18 protein-coding genes are annotated in these 15,897 nt (G+C 75.5%); 6 read left to right on the top strand and 12 right to left on the bottom strand.

What is annotated here, in order from left to right:
* The 7 genes from EF903_RS07130 to EF903_RS07100 all read right to left on the bottom strand — a co-directional run.
* The coding region (locus EF903_RS07130) for a cation:proton antiporter (RefSeq protein ID WP_125542028.1) at positions 1-1,166 on the bottom strand (1,166 nt) is incomplete at its 3' end.
* Between the two features lie 90 nt (positions 1,167-1,256).
* The gene (locus EF903_RS07125) at positions 1,257-1,592 is read right to left on the bottom strand and encodes a hypothetical protein (RefSeq protein WP_125542027.1); all 336 of its coding nucleotides are present in this window, start codon (positions 1,590-1,592) and stop codon (positions 1,257-1,259) included.
* A gap of 121 nt (positions 1,593-1,713) precedes the next feature.
* A complete protein-coding gene (locus EF903_RS35040; protein WP_260614925.1) occupies positions 1,714-2,142 on the bottom strand; it encodes a hypothetical protein in 429 nt (142 codons plus the stop codon).
* Between the two features lie 89 nt (positions 2,143-2,231).
* Positions 2,232-3,992 carry a cytochrome c oxidase subunit I gene (gene ctaD / locus EF903_RS07115; RefSeq protein WP_399420297.1) on the bottom strand — a complete coding sequence of 587 codons (1,761 nt, stop codon included), beginning with the start codon at positions 3,990-3,992 and terminating at the stop codon, positions 2,232-2,234.
* Positions 3,993-4,137: 145 nt separating this feature from the next.
* On the bottom strand, positions 4,138-5,400 hold the full coding sequence (locus EF903_RS07110; protein ID WP_125542032.1) for a globin domain-containing protein: 1,263 nt from the start codon (positions 5,398-5,400) through the stop codon (positions 4,138-4,140).
* 169 nt (positions 5,401-5,569) lie between these two features.
* On the bottom strand, positions 5,570-6,223 hold the full coding sequence (locus EF903_RS07105; protein WP_260614920.1) for a vitamin K epoxide reductase family protein: 654 nt from the start codon (positions 6,221-6,223) through the stop codon (positions 5,570-5,572).
* Entirely contained in the window at positions 6,204-6,767 is a 564-nt protein-coding gene (locus EF903_RS07100) for a hypothetical protein (RefSeq protein ID WP_260614919.1), read from the bottom strand. The genes EF903_RS07105 and EF903_RS07100 overlap by 20 nt, the downstream gene beginning before the upstream one ends.
* Positions 6,768-7,176: 409 nt before the next feature.
* Here EF903_RS07100 and EF903_RS07095 point away from each other — a divergent pair, with 409 nt between their 5' ends.
* The 3 genes from EF903_RS07095 (at position 7,177) to EF903_RS07085 (ending at position 9,457) form a co-directional block, all read left to right on the top strand.
* The gene (locus EF903_RS07095; RefSeq protein WP_125542025.1) at positions 7,177-8,376 is read left to right on the top strand and encodes a S8 family peptidase; all 1,200 of its coding nucleotides are present in this window, start codon (positions 7,177-7,179) and stop codon (positions 8,374-8,376) included.
* Between the two features lie 299 nt (positions 8,377-8,675).
* Positions 8,676-8,879, top strand: a complete 204-nt coding sequence (locus EF903_RS07090) for a hypothetical protein (RefSeq protein ID WP_125542023.1) — start codon at positions 8,676-8,678, stop codon at positions 8,877-8,879.
* On the top strand, positions 8,876-9,457 hold the full coding sequence (locus EF903_RS07085) for a hypothetical protein (protein ID WP_125542021.1): 582 nt from the start codon (positions 8,876-8,878) through the stop codon (positions 9,455-9,457). Before EF903_RS07090 ends, EF903_RS07085 begins: the two co-directional genes overlap by 4 nt.
* A gap of 15 nt (positions 9,458-9,472) precedes the next feature.
* Here the strand turns inward: EF903_RS07085 and EF903_RS07080 are convergent, their stop codons facing one another.
* Positions 9,473-11,008 (bottom strand): alpha/beta hydrolase, encoded by a 1,536-nt coding sequence (locus EF903_RS07080; RefSeq protein ID WP_125542020.1) that lies wholly within the window; start codon positions 11,006-11,008, stop codon positions 9,473-9,475.
* A 142-nt stretch (positions 11,009-11,150) separates the two neighbouring features.
* On the opposite strand from EF903_RS07080, the gene EF903_RS07075 reads away from it, so the two are divergent.
* The gene (locus EF903_RS07075; RefSeq protein WP_125542018.1) at positions 11,151-12,104 is read left to right on the top strand and encodes a MerR family transcriptional regulator; all 954 of its coding nucleotides are present in this window, start codon (positions 11,151-11,153) and stop codon (positions 12,102-12,104) included.
* 834 nt (positions 12,105-12,938) lie between these two features.
* Here EF903_RS07075 and EF903_RS07070 read toward each other — a convergent pair.
* The 4 genes from EF903_RS07070 to EF903_RS35030 all read right to left on the bottom strand — a co-directional run bounded on the left by EF903_RS07070 (position 12,939) and on the right by EF903_RS35030 (position 15,243).
* Complete coding sequence (locus EF903_RS07070; RefSeq protein ID WP_125542015.1) at positions 12,939-13,496, bottom strand: hypothetical protein; 558 nt, start codon at positions 13,494-13,496, stop codon at positions 12,939-12,941.
* 88 nt (positions 13,497-13,584) lie between these two features.
* Positions 13,585-14,577, bottom strand: a complete 993-nt coding sequence (locus EF903_RS07065; protein ID WP_125542013.1) for a BtrH N-terminal domain-containing protein — start codon at positions 14,575-14,577, stop codon at positions 13,585-13,587.
* Entirely contained in the window at positions 14,574-14,759 is a 186-nt protein-coding gene (locus EF903_RS35035) for a hypothetical protein (protein WP_260614918.1), read from the bottom strand. Before EF903_RS35035 ends, EF903_RS07065 begins: the two co-directional genes overlap by 4 nt.
* Before the next feature lie 322 nt (positions 14,760-15,081).
* Positions 15,082-15,243 (bottom strand): hypothetical protein, encoded by a 162-nt coding sequence (locus EF903_RS35030; protein ID WP_260614917.1) that lies wholly within the window; start codon positions 15,241-15,243, stop codon positions 15,082-15,084.
* A 237-nt stretch (positions 15,244-15,480) separates the two neighbouring features.
* Between EF903_RS35030 and EF903_RS33870 the strand changes: the two genes are divergently transcribed.
* Both EF903_RS33870 and EF903_RS07055 read left to right on the top strand, forming a co-directional pair.
* Positions 15,481-15,636 carry a hypothetical protein gene (locus EF903_RS33870; protein WP_185902552.1) on the top strand — a complete coding sequence of 52 codons (156 nt, stop codon included), beginning with the start codon at positions 15,481-15,483 and terminating at the stop codon, positions 15,634-15,636.
* Entirely contained in the window at positions 15,636-15,890 is a 255-nt protein-coding gene (locus tag EF903_RS07055) for an STAS domain-containing protein (RefSeq protein ID WP_125542011.1), read from the top strand. Before EF903_RS33870 ends, EF903_RS07055 begins: the two co-directional genes overlap by 1 nt.
* Positions 15,891-15,897: the final 7 nt, after the last annotated feature.

Here is a 15,897-nt window from a genome sequence, read left to right as displayed (position 1 = left end):
CGCCACCACGCTCCTCGGGCGCGGGCCAGGAGGGGGGAGCGGCCGGCGGCGATGGGGCCGAGGACCGCCAGGACGAGGACGTAGCCCGCGATGAACGGGGCGATGCGGCCGTCGAGGCCCGCGCCGGCGGCCATGGCGGCCAGGATCAGCGCGAACTCGCCGCGCCCGAGGAGCGTGGTGGCGATGTTCGCGGCGGGCCGGGGGTCGTAGTGGTAGAGGCGCGCCACGCAGAGGCCGGCGGTCACGTTCATGAGGACGGTCAGGGCGACGGCGGCAGTGACGGGTGCGGCGACGGAGGCGATGTCCGCCGGGTCGACGGCCAGGCCGAAGGCGAAGAAGAAGATGGCGGCGAAGGCGTCGCGCAGCGGGTGCACGAGTTCGCGGATCCGCGGCCCCGAGGGGGTGCCGGCGAGGATCAGGCCGACCATGAAGGCGCCGATGGCGTCGACGACGCCGAGGACTTCGGAGACTCCGGCGACGAGGATCGCGGCGCCGAGGAAGCTGATGACCAGCAGTTCGTTGTCCCGCACGGCGATCAGCCGGCCGATCAGGCGGGTGCCGTGGCGGGCCGCCACGGCCAGCACCATCAGGAATCCGAAGGCCTTGGACGCCTGGAGGACCGTTTCCCCGAGGCCCTGGGCACCGCTGAGGACGGGTTGCAGGGCGGCGAGGTAGAGGGCGAGGAAGATGTCCTCGACCACGGTGACGCCGAGGATCAGGCGGGTCTCGGGGCGGCCGATGCGGCCGAGGTCGACCAGGACTTTGGTGACGATCGCGGAGGAGGAGATGCCGAGCACGCCGGCGAGGACCAGGGCCTCCCGCGGCCCCCATCCCAGGGCGAAGCCGAATCCCAGGCCGGCGCCCACGTTCAGCACCAGGTAGATGCCGCCGGCGGCAAGCAGGCGTCTGCCGCCGCTGCGCAGGTCGTCGAGCTGGAACTCCAGGCCCAGGTAGAACAGCAGGAGCACCAGGCCGAGCGCGGAGAGCATCTCGAAGTCGTGGACGTCCTCGACGAGGACCAGGCCGGGGGTGTGCGGGCCGAGCAGGATGCCCGCGAGCATGAACAGCGGGATCGTCGGCAGGCCGATCCGCCTGCCGAGGCGCGCGAAGACGGCGGCGGCCAGGAAGGCGCCGCCCATGGCGAGCAGGGTGTCGGCGTGTCCCACGGGTCACCGCCTTCCGCGGCGTGGGGTGGGCGTGGCGTGGCCGGCGTGTGACCGGCGGAAGCGGATGCGCGTCCTCGGGTGCGGAGCCGGTCAGATGCCGGCGGCTCCGGGCCCGCCGTCGCGGCGCGGCCCGGATAAGGGGAGGTCGAGGCGGTCGCGGTCGTACGGCGGTATCAGCAGGTACGTCGCCATGCCTGCGGTGACCAGGCCCGTCGCGAGGAGCAGGCCCTGCGGCAGGATCATGCCCGCGACCACCATGGCCACGGAGAGCACCAGCAGTGCCCGCGCGGGACGCCGCCCCCGCCGGTGCGGGTCCGGCCGGAACGGGACCCCTGTGTCGGCGGCGGGAGCGGGGGCGGGGCGGGATGCACCGTGCCGTGTCCGCGCGGCGCGGCCGTACAGGCGGTCGGTGGCGTGCCGTGTCATGACTCCTCCTTCCGGAGACCGGTGGTTCGGGGTCGACACCACCGTCACACGCGGCCCTGCCGTACCACCATCGGGCCCGGCACCCATTTCCGTACGGGCTCCCCCGGCGCCGCGGAACCGGTCAGCGGCCGCCGGCCAGGAGCAGCGCGGCCGCCGCGGCCGGGGCGGCAGTGGCCGCGGCCAGGGCCCAGGCGACCCGCGCGCGGGCGGGCCGGACGGCGGACGGCCCTGTGCAGCCGAGGTCGGCCCAGCGGCGGGCCGCCTCCCGCTGCTCGGCGCCGTGCCGGATCCTGCCGTGGAGCAGCAGCGCGGCCGAGGCCCCGGCTCCGGTTCCCGCCAGGGCGGCCAGGAGCACCCAGGGGGCGGGCGTGAGGAGCAGGGGGACGGCGAGCGCCGCGGTTCCCCAGCCGGTCAGGCAGGCCAGGGCCGCCGCCCGGCGGGATGCGGGGCGGTCGGCGCCCGCGCGTACGTCCGCGAGGGCGGGGACGTACCAGACGCAGCCGGACGCGCAGAGGACCGCGACGGCGAGTGCCGGAAGCGGGTGGGACATGGGCACCTCCCAGGGGTACGCGGGCCGGCCCGGCCCGGCTGCCGCGGGCGGCCGGGCCCGAGCCGTGTCAGTGGCGGGCCGGAGCCGTGTCAGTGGCGGGCCGCTTCGAGTGCCGCGACCTCCGGGTGGTGGAGGTCGAACGCCGGGGATTCGGAGCGGATGCGGGGCAGGGAGGTGAAGTTGTGCCGCGGGGGCGGGCAGGACGTCGCCCATTCGAGGGATCGGCCGTAGCCCCACGGGTCGTCTGCCTCGATCTTCCGGCCGTACTTGGCGGTCTTCCACACGTTGTAGAAGAACGGCAGGAGCGACAGCCCCAGCAGGAACGATCCTGCGGTGGAAAGGGTGTTGAGGGCGGTGAAGCCGTCGGCGGCGAGGTAGTCGGCGTAGCGGCGCGGCATGCCCTCGGCACCCAGCCAGTGCTGCACCAGGAAGGTCAGGTGGAAGCCGGCGGTCAGCGTCCAGAAGGTGGTCTTCCCCAGGCGCTCGTCGAGCATCCTGCCCGTGAACTTGGGCCACCAGAAATGGAAGCCGGCGAACATGGCGTACACAACGGTGCCGAAGACGGTGTAGTGGAAGTGCGCGACGACGAAGTAGGAGTCGGAGAGGTGGAAGTCCATCGGGGGCGAGGCCAGGATGACGCCGGTCAGTCCGCCGAAGACGAAGGTGATCAGGAAGCCGACCGTCCACAGCATCGGCGTCTCGAAGGACAGCGAGCCCTTCCACATGGTGCCGATCCAGTTGAAGAACTTGACCCCGGTGGGCACCGCGATGAGGAAGGTCATGAAGGAGAAGAACGGCAGCAGCACGCCGCCGGTGACGTACATGTGGTGGGCCCACACGGTCACGGACAGGCCGGCGATGGCGATCGTCGCGGCGATCAGGCCGATGTAGCCGAACATCGGCTTCCGGGAGAAGACGGGGATGACCTCGCTGACGATGCCGAAGAACGGCAGGGCCAGGATGTAGACCTCGGGGTGGCCGAAGAACCAGAACAGGTGCTGCCACAGCAGGGCCCCGCCGTTGGCCGCGTCGAAGACGTGGCTGCCGAACTTGCGGTCGCATTCGAGGGCGAACAGGGCCGCGGCGAGCACCGGGAACACCATCAGCACCAGGAGCGCCGTCAGCAGCACGTTCCAGGTGAAGATCGGCATACGGAACATCGTCATGCCCGGGGCGCGCATGCACAGGATCGTGGTGATGAAGTTGACGGCACCGGCGATGGAGCCGAAACCGGACAGGGCCACACCCATGATCCACATGTCGGCGCCGAGGCCCGGCGAGTGCACCGCGTCCGACAGCGGCGCGTAGAGGAACCAGCCGAAGTCGGCGGCGCCGCCCGGGGTGAGGAAGCCGAAGGCGGCGATGAGCGAGCCGAAGAGGAAGAGCCAGAAGGAGAGCATGTTCAGCCGGGGGAACGCCACGTCCGGGGCGCCGATCTGCAGCGGCATGATCCAGTTGGCGAAGCCGGTGAACAGGGGCATCGCGAACATCAGCAGCATGATCGAGCCGTGCATGGTGAACGCCTGGTTGAACTGCTCGTTCGACATGATCTGCGTACCCGGGCGGGCCAGTTCGGCCCGCATCATCAGGGCCATGACGCCGCCGACGATGAAGAACGCGAAGGCGCTCACGAGGTACATGGTGCCGATCCGCTTGTGGTCGGTGGTCGTGAGCCAGTCGACCCAGGTGGCGCGGCGTATCGTTTCGCCGCCCCGGCCGCCCCGGCCGCCCCGGCCGCCCGAGCCGCCCGAGCCGCCCGGCCCGCTCTCCGGGCCCGTCTGCAGATCCGCCGGCCGCCGCCCCGGCTGCGGCTTCGCACTCGCCGTGTGATTCGTCCCTGTCACGTCCACCGGACGCTGCCCTCCCTGTAGCTGTGGCCATGGCGAACCGGGAGATGCCGGATAAAAGGGGAATCGGCATCCCCGGAGCCGCTCCATGATCGGCGCCGAGGGCGGGTGCCCGGCAGGGCCGACAGTCCCTCCCTCCCCCGCGCGATCAGGGCCGTACAGCCCTCTCCGCGTGCCGTCCGGCGGGACCCGCCGCGGGCCGGTCGTGCAGGTACCGCCGGGGCCGGGCGGCGTCCGCGCCGGTGACCGGGTCGTGGCGGATCCGGTCGGCGGGCACGCCGAGGGCGGACAGCTGCCGCACCGCGGCCGACACCATGGCGGGCGGGCCGCTGACACAGGCGAGGTGCGCGGACCAGTCGCCGCCGCGGGCGACGGCCTCCGCGAGCCCGGCGTGGTCATCGGCCGCCCGGCCGATGACCGGGACCACGCGCAGCCACGGGCAGCGGTCCTCCATCGCGGCGAGGGTGGGCGTGTCGTACAGGCCGCCGGGCGTGCCGGCTCCGAGGAACAGGCGGGTGCGCGGCGGGCGGGGCCGGCGCTCCAGCTCTTCCAGGAGGGCCTTCGCGGCGGCCCAGCCGGTGCCGGCCGCGACGATGAGGACGTCCCGGTCGGGGGCGCCGTCCACGGTCATGGCGCCCTGCGCGGGACCGATCCGAAGCGGGTCGCCGACGCCGGTGTGCGCGACGAGCGCCTCCAGGACGTCGTCGCCTCCGCCGCGGACGTGGAACTCCAGTTCGCCGTCGGCGCGCGGGGCGCAGGCGAGGGAACAGGGCCGCCAGGCGTGTGGCAGGAGCGGTGTCTGGAGGTGGGCGTACTGCCCGGCCCGGTAGGGGTACGGCTCGGCGGTGCGCGCGCGGACCACGGCGAGGTCCGGTCCGCACAGCCGGTGCCCGGTCACCACCGCGTTCCAGTACGGCGGTTCGGCCAGCGCCTCCTCGGCCCCGTCGACCATGGCGGCGACCGCGAACCGCAGCATGCGCAGCCACGCCTGCTCCAGGTCCGGGCTCCAGGCCGCGCCCGCGCACCCGCGCAGGGCTTCGGCGAGGGACGCCTCGAAGACCTCGTAGTGCACCGGGCGCACGCCCAGCTTGCGGTGGTCGCGGCCGAGCCGGGTACAGAAGGCGCGGAGTTCGTCGGGCCGGTGCAGGTGGTCGACGAGGTGGCGCAGGGCCTGCTCCAGGTGTGCCCGCTGGAAGGCCATCGACTCGGGGAACAGGCCGCGCAGGTAGGGGTGGTGCTCGAACATGGCGTCGTAGAGGCGGTCGATGAGCTCCGGCGAGGGCCCGGCGAGCGGCAGGTTCGCGGTGATGAGCCGCTGGTCCGCGGCGCCGTCGTAGGCGCCCGGGTGCGGTCCGTACGCGGCCGGCCGCCGGGCGGGGGCCGGGGCCGTGATCTGCCGGCGCAGCCGCATCGCGTCCTGCCGCGCCAGGAGCGCGTGGTAGGTGTCGTACTGGTTCACGTGGTGTGCTTCTTCCGCTCGTGTCTGCCTCCCTGTCTCGTGCGCGCCCGGGGCGGGGGCCGGCAGGCTCTCCCCGCGCGCGCCGCGCCCGACACCGCCGGCGGGGGCGGCGGGGCCGGTGTCACAGCAGCGTCTCCCAGGAGGCCCGGAAGCGGGTGGCGGTGAGCAGCACGATGACTCCGTACCAGGTGGCCGGCACGGCCCAGTGGAACTCCCGGACGCCGCTGACCAGGGCGCGGGGGGCACGGATCACACCGCGCCGGAGGTTGTGGACGGTGGTGTACCAGAAGAGGGCGATGGTGGCGGCCCAGACCAGGCAGCACCACAGGCACAGGGCCCCGATGTCGTAGAGGGCCTGGCTCATCAGCCACATGCAGAAGGCCGCCCCGAGGAGGGTGCCGAGGTTGAGTCCGGCCCAGAACCACCGGCGGTAGCGTGCGCCGGCGAGCAGGCCGCAGCCGACGGCGACGACGGCCCCGTAGGCGGCGAGCCCGATCAGGGGGTTGGGGAAGCCGAAGACGGAGGCCTGCGCGCTGCTCATGACGTCCGCGCAGGACAGCACGGGGCTGAGGTTGCAGGAGGGGACGAAGTCCGGGTCCCGCAGGAGTGCGAACTTGTCGACGGTGATGGCGAAGGAGGCGAGGAGGCCCGCCGCGCCCGCGGCGATCAGCAGCCAGGCGAAGCCGCGGCCCGCGCCGACCGTGCCGCGCCGGGCGGCGGTTCCGCCTGCGCGGGGGCGCTCCCGGACCGCGGGCTCATGCAGGGTGCCGGACACGGTCGGCCTCCTTCCGCGCGGGCGGGCCGGCGGGTGCCCGGTCGGGCCGGGCCGCCGGATGCGGGGGCCGGCCGGTGCGCCGGGTGGCGCCCTCCGGCCAGACGACGTCGACGGGGACGCCGCGGGCGCGGGCGTAGGCCACCAGGTGGGCGGTCGCGTCGCGGCCGTCGGACGGGGAGCCGTCCCACACGGCCAGCAGCCGGCGGCTGGTACGGATCATCCGCTCGTCGGCGCCGATGCAGGCGGCCCGGTCGCCTGGGTCGAAGTCCACCAGGCCGGCCCGGTCGGCCAGGACGAGCAGCTCGCCGGCGGCCCTGCGGTCGCCCGGCGGCAGCGGGGCGGGTGCCGCCCCGTCGGCCGCGAGCAGCACCACCAGGCGCCGGCCCGCCGCGCGCACGGCCCGCCCGAGCGCGACGGGCAGTCCGGCCCCGGCGCGGACCACTGCGGCCTCCGCCGCCGTCCGCTCCAGCCTGGCCCGCACCTCGGACTCCACCCGTTCGAGCGTCTCCGCGGTCAGATCGGCATGGCCCACCGCCGCGATCATCCGTCCGCTCGCTTTCCCGCCATCAGGCGCCGCCCTCCACTCGTCCCGCGTACGTACGGGCCGGCCCCGCCGTTGCCGAAGGGCGGCCCCGGGCGACGAGTCAACACGCGGGCAGGGCGGCCGGGTAAGGGCCCGAAGGGCCCGCGCCGCGGCGGCTCCGGGGCCGAACGTCCCTCGCCCCGGCCGCAGTCGGCGACGGCGACGGCGCTGTACCGGCGAGTAGTGACGGTTTTGTGCGGGAGGTGCGGAGAGAGGGTGTGCGGAGTGAAGGCGATGCGGGGGCCTCTTCGAGAAACGTTGTCGATCATGCGTTTCCCCGGGGTGCGTCCTTGATTTGCTCCTGTCAACCGGAACAGGGTTGAACCGAACGTTTGACGCCCCACACGTCAACCGGAGGAGAACTCCTTTCATGGCAACTCACAAGCGTCCCAACCGGCTTCGGCATGCCGCGATCGCGGCTGGAGCTGTAACGGCAGTGGCCGGAGCCTGGTTTGCGGCCCCCCTCGCCGGCGCGGCGGCCCCCGCCGAGGGAACGGTCCACGGCCTCGGTGCACCCGGTGCGGTGGACGGCAGTTTCGTCGTCATCCTCGACGCATCCGCGAACAAGGAAGACCTGGCGAAGAAGTACGGGGGCACGCTGGAACGCTCCTACGGCTCCGCCGTCAACGGCTTCTCCGCTTCGGGCCTCACCGAGAAGGAGGCCCGGCGCCTCGCCGCCGACCCCGCGGTCGGCACCGTCGTGCAGAACAAGCGCTTCACCATCAACGAGACCCAGCAGAACCCCCCGTCCTGGGGGCTGGACAGGATCGACCAGACGGAGACGGCAGGTGACAGCAAGTACACGTACCCGGACAACGGCGGCGAGGGGGTGACCGCCTACGTCATCGACACCGGCGTCAGGATCACGCACAAGGACTTCGCCGGCCGGGCGAGCCACGGCTTCGACGCGGTGGACAACGACGATTCGGCGGACGACGGCAACGGGCACGGCACCCACGTCGCCGGCACCATCGCCGGGACGGCGCACGGGGTCGCGAAGAAGGCCAAGGTCGTCGCCGTGCGGGTGCTGGACGACAACGGGTCCGGCACCACCGAGCAGGTCGTGGCGGGCATCGACTGGGTCACCCAGCACCACTCGGGCCCGTCGGTTGCCAACATGAGCCTCGGCGGCGGCGCGGACGAGGCCCTCGACGCCGCGGTCAAGCGGGCCATCGCCTCCGGCGTCACGTTCGCGGTCGCCGCCGGCAACGAGTCCGCGGACGCCGGGCAGAAGTCGCCGGCCCGCGTCCCGGAGGCCATCACGGTCGCCTCCAGCACCGAGGGCGACGAGCAGTCCGGGTTCTCCAACTTCGGCGCCGTGGTGGACCTGTACGCGCCCGGCTCGGAGATCACCTCGGCGTGGCACGACAGCGACACCGCCACCAAGCGGATATCCGGCACGTCGATGGCGGCCCCGCATGTCGCCGGCGCCGCGGCGGTCCACCTGGCCGCCAACCCGTCGGCGACCCCGAAGGACATCGCCGCGGCCCTGTCCGCGGCGGCGACCGAGGGGGCGGTGAAGAACCCCTCCACGGGCACCGCGAACAAGCTCCTGAAGGTGGCTCCCTAGCCGCCTGGACCGCCGCCGGGCCGGGCCTGACCCTGCCCGGCGGCAACTCGGGGGGACCCCGTCGCCCGTACCGTGCGAGCCACTCTCGTGCGGTACGGGCGGCGGGGTCCGCGCCGTTCGGCGGGGCCGGGGGCCGACCGCCGGCCGGCCGCCGCTCCCCGGCGGGCGAGCGTCAAGAAATTCTTGACAAGTGTGCGATGTCAAGGTTTCCTTGACGCATGTTGATCTTGAGGTTGAAGGCCCGACAGCATCATCCCGCTCCCGCCGCACCGGCCACGGCCGCGGTTCTGCCCTTCGCCGTGAGCCTGCCGGCCCTGGCGGTGGTGTTCGGCGACCGGCTCGGCACCGCCGCCGCCGTGGCCCTGGTCGTGGCGGGCCTGCTGTTCGCCGCCTGGACGGCCGGCCTGGCGGCCCGGTCGGCCGCACGGACGACCGCCGGGCAGGCGCGCCGCGACCGGGAAGTCCTCGACTCCCTCGATCCCCTCGCCGGGCTGGGCCGATGAACGACCAGCCGCTGCTCCGGCCCGTGGAGATGGACCGGATCAGGGAGGGGATCGCCGCGGCCGTCCTCGGTGCGCCCGACGGCCTGGCCGAGTCGCTCGAACACGATCCCCACGGATACCTGCGCCTGGTGGACGCCTCGCGCGTCGGCGCCCAGGAGGCGAGCCGCCTGCTCCACGAGGCGGTCCAGGGCGCCAGAGCCGCCGGCCACAGCTGGGACACGGTCGGCCGCGTCCTCGGGGTGAGCCGCCAGGCCGCCCAGCAGCGCTTCGCCGGGAAGGGCTCCGCCGCGGGCCCGTCGAAGCCGGCCGCCGGGTCCGAACGCCGCACCCTCGGCGGGCTGACCGCGTTCAACGAGATGGCGGCCCTGGAGGAAGCCGGGCGCGACGGCTGGCACATGGTCGGCTACGGGCCCTTCTTCCACGAGGTGGAGGCGTCCGACCGACCCTGGGAACACCTCCGGGTCACCCTGCCCACCGCGGCGCGGCACCGCCGGCTGGAGGACGACGGCTGGATCCCGGTCGGCGCCGGCTGGTTCCCGTGGCGGTACTACAAGCGGCCCGTCGGCCCGGACGGGTGACCCGCCGGGAACCGGTCAGCGGGTGAGGTGCGCCCGGACCGTGCGGACCGCCTGGTGGACCGCCGCCCGGGCGGACTCCGTGTGGTCCAGGGTTTCGAAGCCGTGGCGGCCGTCCGGCACGTCGATCACGTCCACGTGCGCGCCGCAGCGCCGGGCCGCCGCCAGGAACCCCTCCACGGTGGCGGCGAACCCGGGGTCCTCCCGGCCCGCCCGGGTCAGGACGACCGGCAGGCTGCCCGCGCCGCCGACCGCGTCCGCGGGGCGGAACCGGCCGCCGGGCACCGGCCACGCGGGCGGCGGCGCGAGGAGCGGGTAGGTGAGGGCTGTGCAGCGCAGCCACGGCGGCGGCGCCTGCAGCCAGTCCGCGCAGAGGAGGCCGCCGCCCGAGAAGAACCACAGGGCGAGGCGGTCCCCGTCGACCCGCGGGTCGGCCCGTACGCGTTCCAGGGCCGCGGCGACGTCCTGCGCGGCGAGCGCGTGGTCGCCGGTGCCGTGCAGGCGGTGGTCGACCGTCGCCGCCACCAGGCCCTGCCCGGCGGCGAGACGGGCGTAGCCGGTGAACGCCGGCCAGTCCCGCGGGGTGGGCCGCGCGCCGGCGGGCACCGGTCCGCCGTGGACGAACACCACCGCCGGCCGCGCCCCGCGGGACCCGTCGCCCCCGGGCACGTACAGGTCGACGGCACCGGTCCGTTCGCGCGGGACGACCGGCAGGTCGCGGTCTGCGACAAGGAACGGGCGCAGGTGGGACGGGAGTTCCCCGGACGGCGGGGAGAGGCGGCGGCCGCCGCCTCCGGCCGCGGACAGCAGGGCCGCCGCCAGTCCGGCGGGCAGGGACAGCATCGGCCAGTGCCCGGTGGGCAGTTCGAAGAACGTGGCGCCGCGGTCGGCAAGGGCCGTGAGAGCGGGGTCCCCGAGGCCGACCTGCATCTGCAGCATGTCGATGCCCGCCCCGCCGGCCGTGCACAGCACGCCCGCGGCCGGCACCTCCGCCACCGCGCCGGTCAGCCGCAGCGGTTGCAGCAGGGTGCCGAGCGGCTGCGGGGCGGCGAGCCGGGTCAGCCGGTCCAGGAGCGGCTCCGACAGGCCGGCGGTGCTGCCCCAGCACCGCCATTCCGCGGCCGCGGCGGGAGGCTCCAGCGTGCCGCCGCGCCCGTTCCCACCCGCGTCAGCCGCCTTCTCGCGGAAGGCACGGTCCGGGACGGCGGCCAGCGCCGGCGCCCCGTCCCGCGCCGGGCCCGCGTCGAGGTACACGAGGCGGGCCACGCGGTCGGCCCGCCGGTCGGCGGCGGCCAGCGCCGGGTGGACTCCGTAGTCGTGGCCCACCAGCACCAGGTCCGGGGCCGCGCCGGCCGGGATCGCGTCGATCACCCGCAGCACGTCCGCGACGTGGGTCTCCAGGTCCGTGCCGGGGCCGGCCTCCGCGCGGCGCGTGCCGAGGCCGGTGAGCTCCACCGGATGCGCCCGCATCCCCGCCTCCGCCAGCCGCGCCGCCGTCTCCTCCCAGATCCAGCCGCCGGTGAACATGCCCCCGACCAGGATGAATGCCGTCATGGTCCTCTCCTCGCTCCTCGGAACGCCCTCGCAACGTCCGGGCGTCCGCGCACCCGTGGGCCCGTGGGCCCGTGGGCCGGTGCGCCCGGCTCGCGGGTACTGTAGGAACTCCCCCTGAGGGAGCTTCAAGTGGAGGTGGCGCGTGCCCGGTCCGGCGGACGGCCTGTGGAGCATCGGGGAACTCGCCGAGCGCGCGGGCGTCACCGTCAAGACCGTCCGCTTCTACTCCGACCGCGGACTGCTGCCCGAGACCGCCCGCAGCGCGGGGGGCCACCGCCGGTACGGAAGCGGCGCGCTCGACCGGCTGCGGCTGATCCGCTCGCTGCGCGCGCTGGACCTGCCGCTGCCCGAGGTGCGGCGCGTCCTGGAGGACGAGGCGGGGGACGGCGGCGCGGGTACGGTGCTGGAAGACGCCGTCGCGGCCCGACTGGGCGGGCTGGGACGGCAGTTGGCGGCACTGCGCTGGCAGGAGGCCGGGCTCCGGCTGGTGCGGGACTGCCCGCCGCGGGAGCGCGCCGACCGCCTCCGGCTGATCGCGGCGGTGGCCGCACCGCCCTCCACGGACGCGCCGGCGCGGTTCTGGCGGGCCTGGCTGCCGCCGCGGATGCCGGCCCGGGCCGTCTCCGCCTTCCTGGAGCACGCCGTGCCGCAGCCGCCCGCAGACCCGGTGCCCGCCCAGGTGCTCGCGTTCGCCCGCCTGCACGCCCTGGTGACCGGACCCTGCCCGGCAGCCCGGCCCTGCCAGCCGGCCGTTCACGGCGCCGACGCGCGTTCCCGCGCCGCGGTGCTGTACGCGGGGCTGGCCGAGGCGTACGGGCTGGCCGCCGACCCGCTGCGGAGCGGCCGGGCGCCCCAGGCGGGCGCGGCCCTCGACTGCTTCGCGGCGGCGTACGCGGCGGCATACGGGACCGGGGACGGCACCGCCTTCCGCCGCCGGCTCAGAGACCGGCTCGCGGCGGACCCGCGCTTCGACCGCTACTGGGAGCTGGTGGCCGAGGTGGCAGGCCCTCGGGACGGCCGCCCGGCCGTCACCCCGGGCACGGCGCACGACTGGCTGCTCGCGGCGCTGGACGCGGACGTGGAGCGGGCGGCCTGAGGAGCCGGCGCGTCAGACGTGGCGCAGGAGGACCGCGGCGGCGAACCGGCGCGCGCGCCAGGCCCTCGCGGCGGATCAGCAAGACGAAATGGCCGCCCCGGGGCCACCCGGCACCGGCTGGTACGGCTTCGCCCGGTGCCGGCATTCCCTCGGCGGGATCGCAGGCGAACCGGGCCGGCGCACCTGTTCCAGGGACCGCTCCGTCTCCCCCGCACCGGCCGCATGCGGCACGACGGCGGCCGCGCTCCCCGCGGTGCGGGCGGCCGCCGCGTACGCGGGGTCCTCGCCGCACACGCGGTAGCCGCCGATCCTGTGCTCGAAACGGTGGCCGTACTCGGCCGGTTCGTCCGGAAAGCCGTAGTCGTGCACGGGGTGGGCGTAGGGGTCCTCGTGTGAGTGCAGGGCGAAGGCGTCCCGTATGCACGGACGGTCCGGCAGCGGCGCGGCCGGCGCCGCGCACGCGGCGGCGGCCGCGGGGACGTGGGCGACGAGGCCGGGCGTGGGCCCCGCCGCCCCGCCCGGTACCAGCCTGCCGGGCCCTCGCCCCCGTGGCGCGGAGGCGAAGAACAGGAGCGGGCCGTCGGGGCAGGGGACACGCCGGTGGGCAGGGCCGCGCAGTCCGCCTCCGCGGCGAACGCCTGCGGATCCCCGCCGGGCCGCACGGCCGCGGGTGCCGCACCCCCGCATTCGTCCTCGCGCCCGAGCCGCAGGGCGGTGCAGCGCGCGGCGTCCTCGTCCCCCAGGGGGCGCCGGGCCACCTCGCGGAGCCCGTGGTCCCGGATGCCTTCGATCGGCCGTCGTCCATACGGCGATCACGCGGCCCGGCTCCGACGGTCACGGCGAGGCGGTGCGGAAGACGTCGGTGACGCGGCAGGTGACGGGCCGGTCGACCCGGGTCAGGCTCTGCGCCGTGTCACGGGCCTGCTGCCCCGGCGCGACCCGGTTGAGGAAGACGTGCGCCTCACCGAGCCGGAGCCCGCCGGGGGCGAGGAACTCGACGCTGACGTGGTAGTCGCTGGGCTTGCTGCTGCGGTTCGCCACCATCAGGACGGCGCTCGGCCAACCGGTGGCGGCATCGACCCGGCAGGACAAGAGCCGCACGTCCCCGTCGTGGTCGTCCCGGTGGGGGTCCTCGTAGGTGCCCAGCAGTGCGGCGCCGAGGGCCACCGCCGCCAGGACGGCGAGTCCCGTGAGGGCGAGGCCGGCCACGAGGCAGGTCCGCACGGGCCGCCGCGGCCGGACGGCGGCCTTCTCCGCGACGGGGCCCCACGGCCCCCGGCCGCCCGGCGGGGAAGCGCCCGGGCCCCACCCGCCGGGCGGCCGCTGCTCGGGGCCGCGCAGCCCGGAGCGGTCCTCCCACCCCTCGTGCCGCGGCCCAGCCGGATCTCCCATGGCGCCCGCCTCCGTCGCTTCGGCCTTGGCACCACGGTGCGCGCGGCGGGCCCGATCGGCACGTCGAGCGGGGGCGGGCCGCCCGCCGTCACTCGCGCAGGCGGCCGAGGGACTGCATGGCCTCGCGTTCGATGCGAGCCAGGTCGCGGAGGACCGAGCCGGCCTCGGCCAGCGGCCCGGCTCCGCCCGACTCCCCCGCCCGCGCGATGAGTTCGGCGGTGCGCGTCCACAGGGCCGCCGCCTCGGCGTACAGGCGGTGGCCGGTGCGCAGGTGCGGGCTGTCGACGTCGGCGAGGCACTCGGCGAGGAAGTCGCGGTACAGGTTGCGGAAGAGGGCGCCGCCGGTTCCGGCGCGCTCCATCAGCCGGGCGGCCTGCGGCAGGTCGTGCTCCGGCCGGCCGGAGCGGTCGAGCCAGCCGGGGACCAGTCGGGCGGCCTTGTCGATGCCGCGGTGGCCCAGGTTGGCGATCGGCGGGTCGAGGAAGGCCTCCGCGCAGGCGGTCACCGCGGCCGTGATCCGGGTCCGCGGGTCGGGCAGCTCCCGCGGGGCGGTGATCGTGAAGGACCGGTTCCGGGCCGTCATCGGCCCGCGTGCGGACCGGGCGAGGGCGAGGCTCTCCCGGGAGGTGGACACGGCGCCGCCCTGCTGGTCGGTGTCCACCAGGAGCGCGCGCCGTTCGTCGTACCCGTACAGGGCCACGACGTGGCCGCCGAAGTGGACCTTCGAGGTGAAGTAGTCCAGGTGGAAGCTGTCGAGCTGGAGTCCCACGGGCAGGCCGGCGGCCAGGGCCGCCGCCGCGTTCTGCCAGGCCTTGCGCGGGGAGGCGGTCTCGCGGACGTCGAGTTCCAGTCCCAGCGCGGAGGCCAGGTTCCTGGTGAGTTCGAAGGGGCGCACCCGTCCGCCGAGGAAGGGGAAGTCGAGGTTCTTGGCGTCCCAGTAGACGAAGGACAGGCCGCGGCCGAGGCCGAAGAGCATGGGTTCAGACAGGTCGATTCCCTGGTGGCGCAGCAGCACCCCGAGCGCGGTCGTCTCGCAGTGCCGCATGCCGCGGGCGTCGACGTCGAGCGCGGTGGCCGTCATGCCGCGTCCTCCTCGTGTTCGGGGACGACCGGGCGGGTCGTCGGTGCCTCCGGCGCGGAGTGCGCCGGTCCGGTCAGGTATGCCTCGCGTACCGGGCCCCGCCGGGGCGGCCCGCGCTCGCGGATGGCGGCGAACAGGCCGCGGTAGGCCGCGGTGAGCCGACTGTACGGGCTGATGCGCATGGTCGCGCCCGCCGGCCCGCCGGGCACGGGCAGCAGCCGGCCGGCGCAGTCCCCGACCGCGTCCGCGATGCCCGCCGGGGTGCAGCGGGCGCGGACCGCGGCCGGGCGGCGCTCCGGTTCGCGGCGCCAGGGACCTCGTAGCCGGGCAGGCTGCAGGCCGCCGGCCGTTCCGGCACGTCGAGCCGTGACCGGACCCGGCTGATCCGCTCGGCCGGCCGGTCCGGCTCGGCGGCCGGGATCCGCGTCCGGTCGGCGGGCCCGGCGGACAGGGACGGGGCGATGGCGGCCGGGGGCACGTCCGCCTCGCGGAGCAGGGCGATCTTCAGGGCGTCGCGCGCCTGCTCCGGCGCGTGGTAGCGGCAGCCGGAGCCGGGGTCCAGCGGGCCGGGGCCGGGAGTCCTGTCTCGTCGTGGAGGCGGAGCTGCTCGACACTGAGCCGCCACGGGCGGGCGGAGCGCCCGAGGGTGAGGAGTTCGTCGCGCACGGCACCATGGTGGACCCTCCCACGGGAGAGGGGCCCGGCGCGGCCCGCATGGAAACGGCGGGCCGGGGCAGGTGCCACGGCCGGAGTGCGGCTCCTGTCCGCGGGGACGGGACCGGCCGCCGGCCGGAAGACGCCGGCGAGCCCCGCCCGACGGGGGCGGCCCGCGCCACCAGGGCCGCCGTGTACGAGGGCCTCCACGTGCCCTCGGAAACCCTGGCACTGCGTAAGGCACCTGCGATGCACGATCTGCACAAGCACCCGTCCGGCGGCAGCGCACGCCGGTATCCGCTCGCCTCCGTGGCGTGCCGTACCGGGCGGGGCGGCGTGTGCGTGATCACCCTGTCCGGGGAGTTCGACCTCGACTCCGCCCCGGCCGTGGGCAGGGCGCCGTGATGCGGACTTCCACCGTCCGCCACACGATCGTCGACTGCACGGGCGTCACCTTCGCCGGATCCGCCCTCCTCGACGTGCTGCTCACCGCGCGCCGCCGCCAAGAGGTGGTCCTGGCCGGTCCGCTGCCGCGCGCCCTGGGCGTGCTCCTCGACCTGACGGGCAGCGCAGGCCTGTCCACCGTCGCGGACAGCCTGGACGCGGCCCGACGGCACCTCGGCGACCGCTCCCCCGCCGCCCCCGGCTCCGGCCGCTGACCGGTCG

The sequence above is a fragment of the Streptomyces sp. WAC05292 genome (assembly GCF_003949955.1).
In the GTDB taxonomy this organism is placed as follows: domain Bacteria; phylum Actinomycetota; class Actinomycetes; order Streptomycetales; family Streptomycetaceae; genus Streptomyces; species Streptomyces globosus.
This window is presented reverse-complemented; position numbering and strand designations above follow the sequence as displayed.

Excerpts from the sequence above, each read along its gene's own strand:
- EF903_RS07125 (WP_125542027.1), bottom strand. The coding sequence starts at position 1,592 with ATGACACGGCACGCCACCGACCGCCTGTACGGCCGCGCCGCGCGGACA.
- EF903_RS35040 (WP_260614925.1), bottom strand. The coding sequence starts at position 2,142 with ATGTCCCACCCGCTTCCGGCACTCGCCGTCGCGGTCCTCTGCGCGTCC.
- EF903_RS07110 (WP_125542032.1), bottom strand. The coding sequence starts at position 5,400 with ATGCGGCTGCGCCGGCAGATCACGGCCCCGGCCCCCGCCCGGCGGCCG.
- EF903_RS07100 (WP_260614919.1), bottom strand. The coding sequence starts at position 6,767 with ATGATCGCGGCGGTGGGCCATGCCGATCTGACCGCGGAGACGCTCGAA.
- EF903_RS07095 (WP_125542025.1), top strand. The coding sequence starts at position 7,177 with ATGGCAACTCACAAGCGTCCCAACCGGCTTCGGCATGCCGCGATCGCG.
- EF903_RS07085 (WP_125542021.1), top strand. The coding sequence starts at position 8,876 with ATGAACGACCAGCCGCTGCTCCGGCCCGTGGAGATGGACCGGATCAGG.
- EF903_RS07080 (WP_125542020.1), bottom strand. The coding sequence starts at position 11,008 with ATGACGGCATTCATCCTGGTCGGGGGCATGTTCACCGGCGGCTGGATC.
- EF903_RS07070 (WP_125542015.1), bottom strand. The coding sequence starts at position 13,496 with ATGGGAGATCCGGCTGGGCCGCGGCACGAGGGGTGGGAGGACCGCTCC.
- EF903_RS07065 (WP_125542013.1), bottom strand. The coding sequence starts at position 14,577 with ATGACGGCCACCGCGCTCGACGTCGACGCCCGCGGCATGCGGCACTGC.
- EF903_RS35035 (WP_260614918.1), bottom strand. The coding sequence starts at position 14,759 with ATGCGCATCAGCCCGTACAGTCGGCTCACCGCGGCCTACCGCGGCCTG.
- EF903_RS33870 (WP_185902552.1), top strand. The coding sequence starts at position 15,481 with ATGCACGATCTGCACAAGCACCCGTCCGGCGGCAGCGCACGCCGGTAT.
- EF903_RS07055 (WP_125542011.1), top strand. The coding sequence starts at position 15,636 with ATGCGGACTTCCACCGTCCGCCACACGATCGTCGACTGCACGGGCGTC.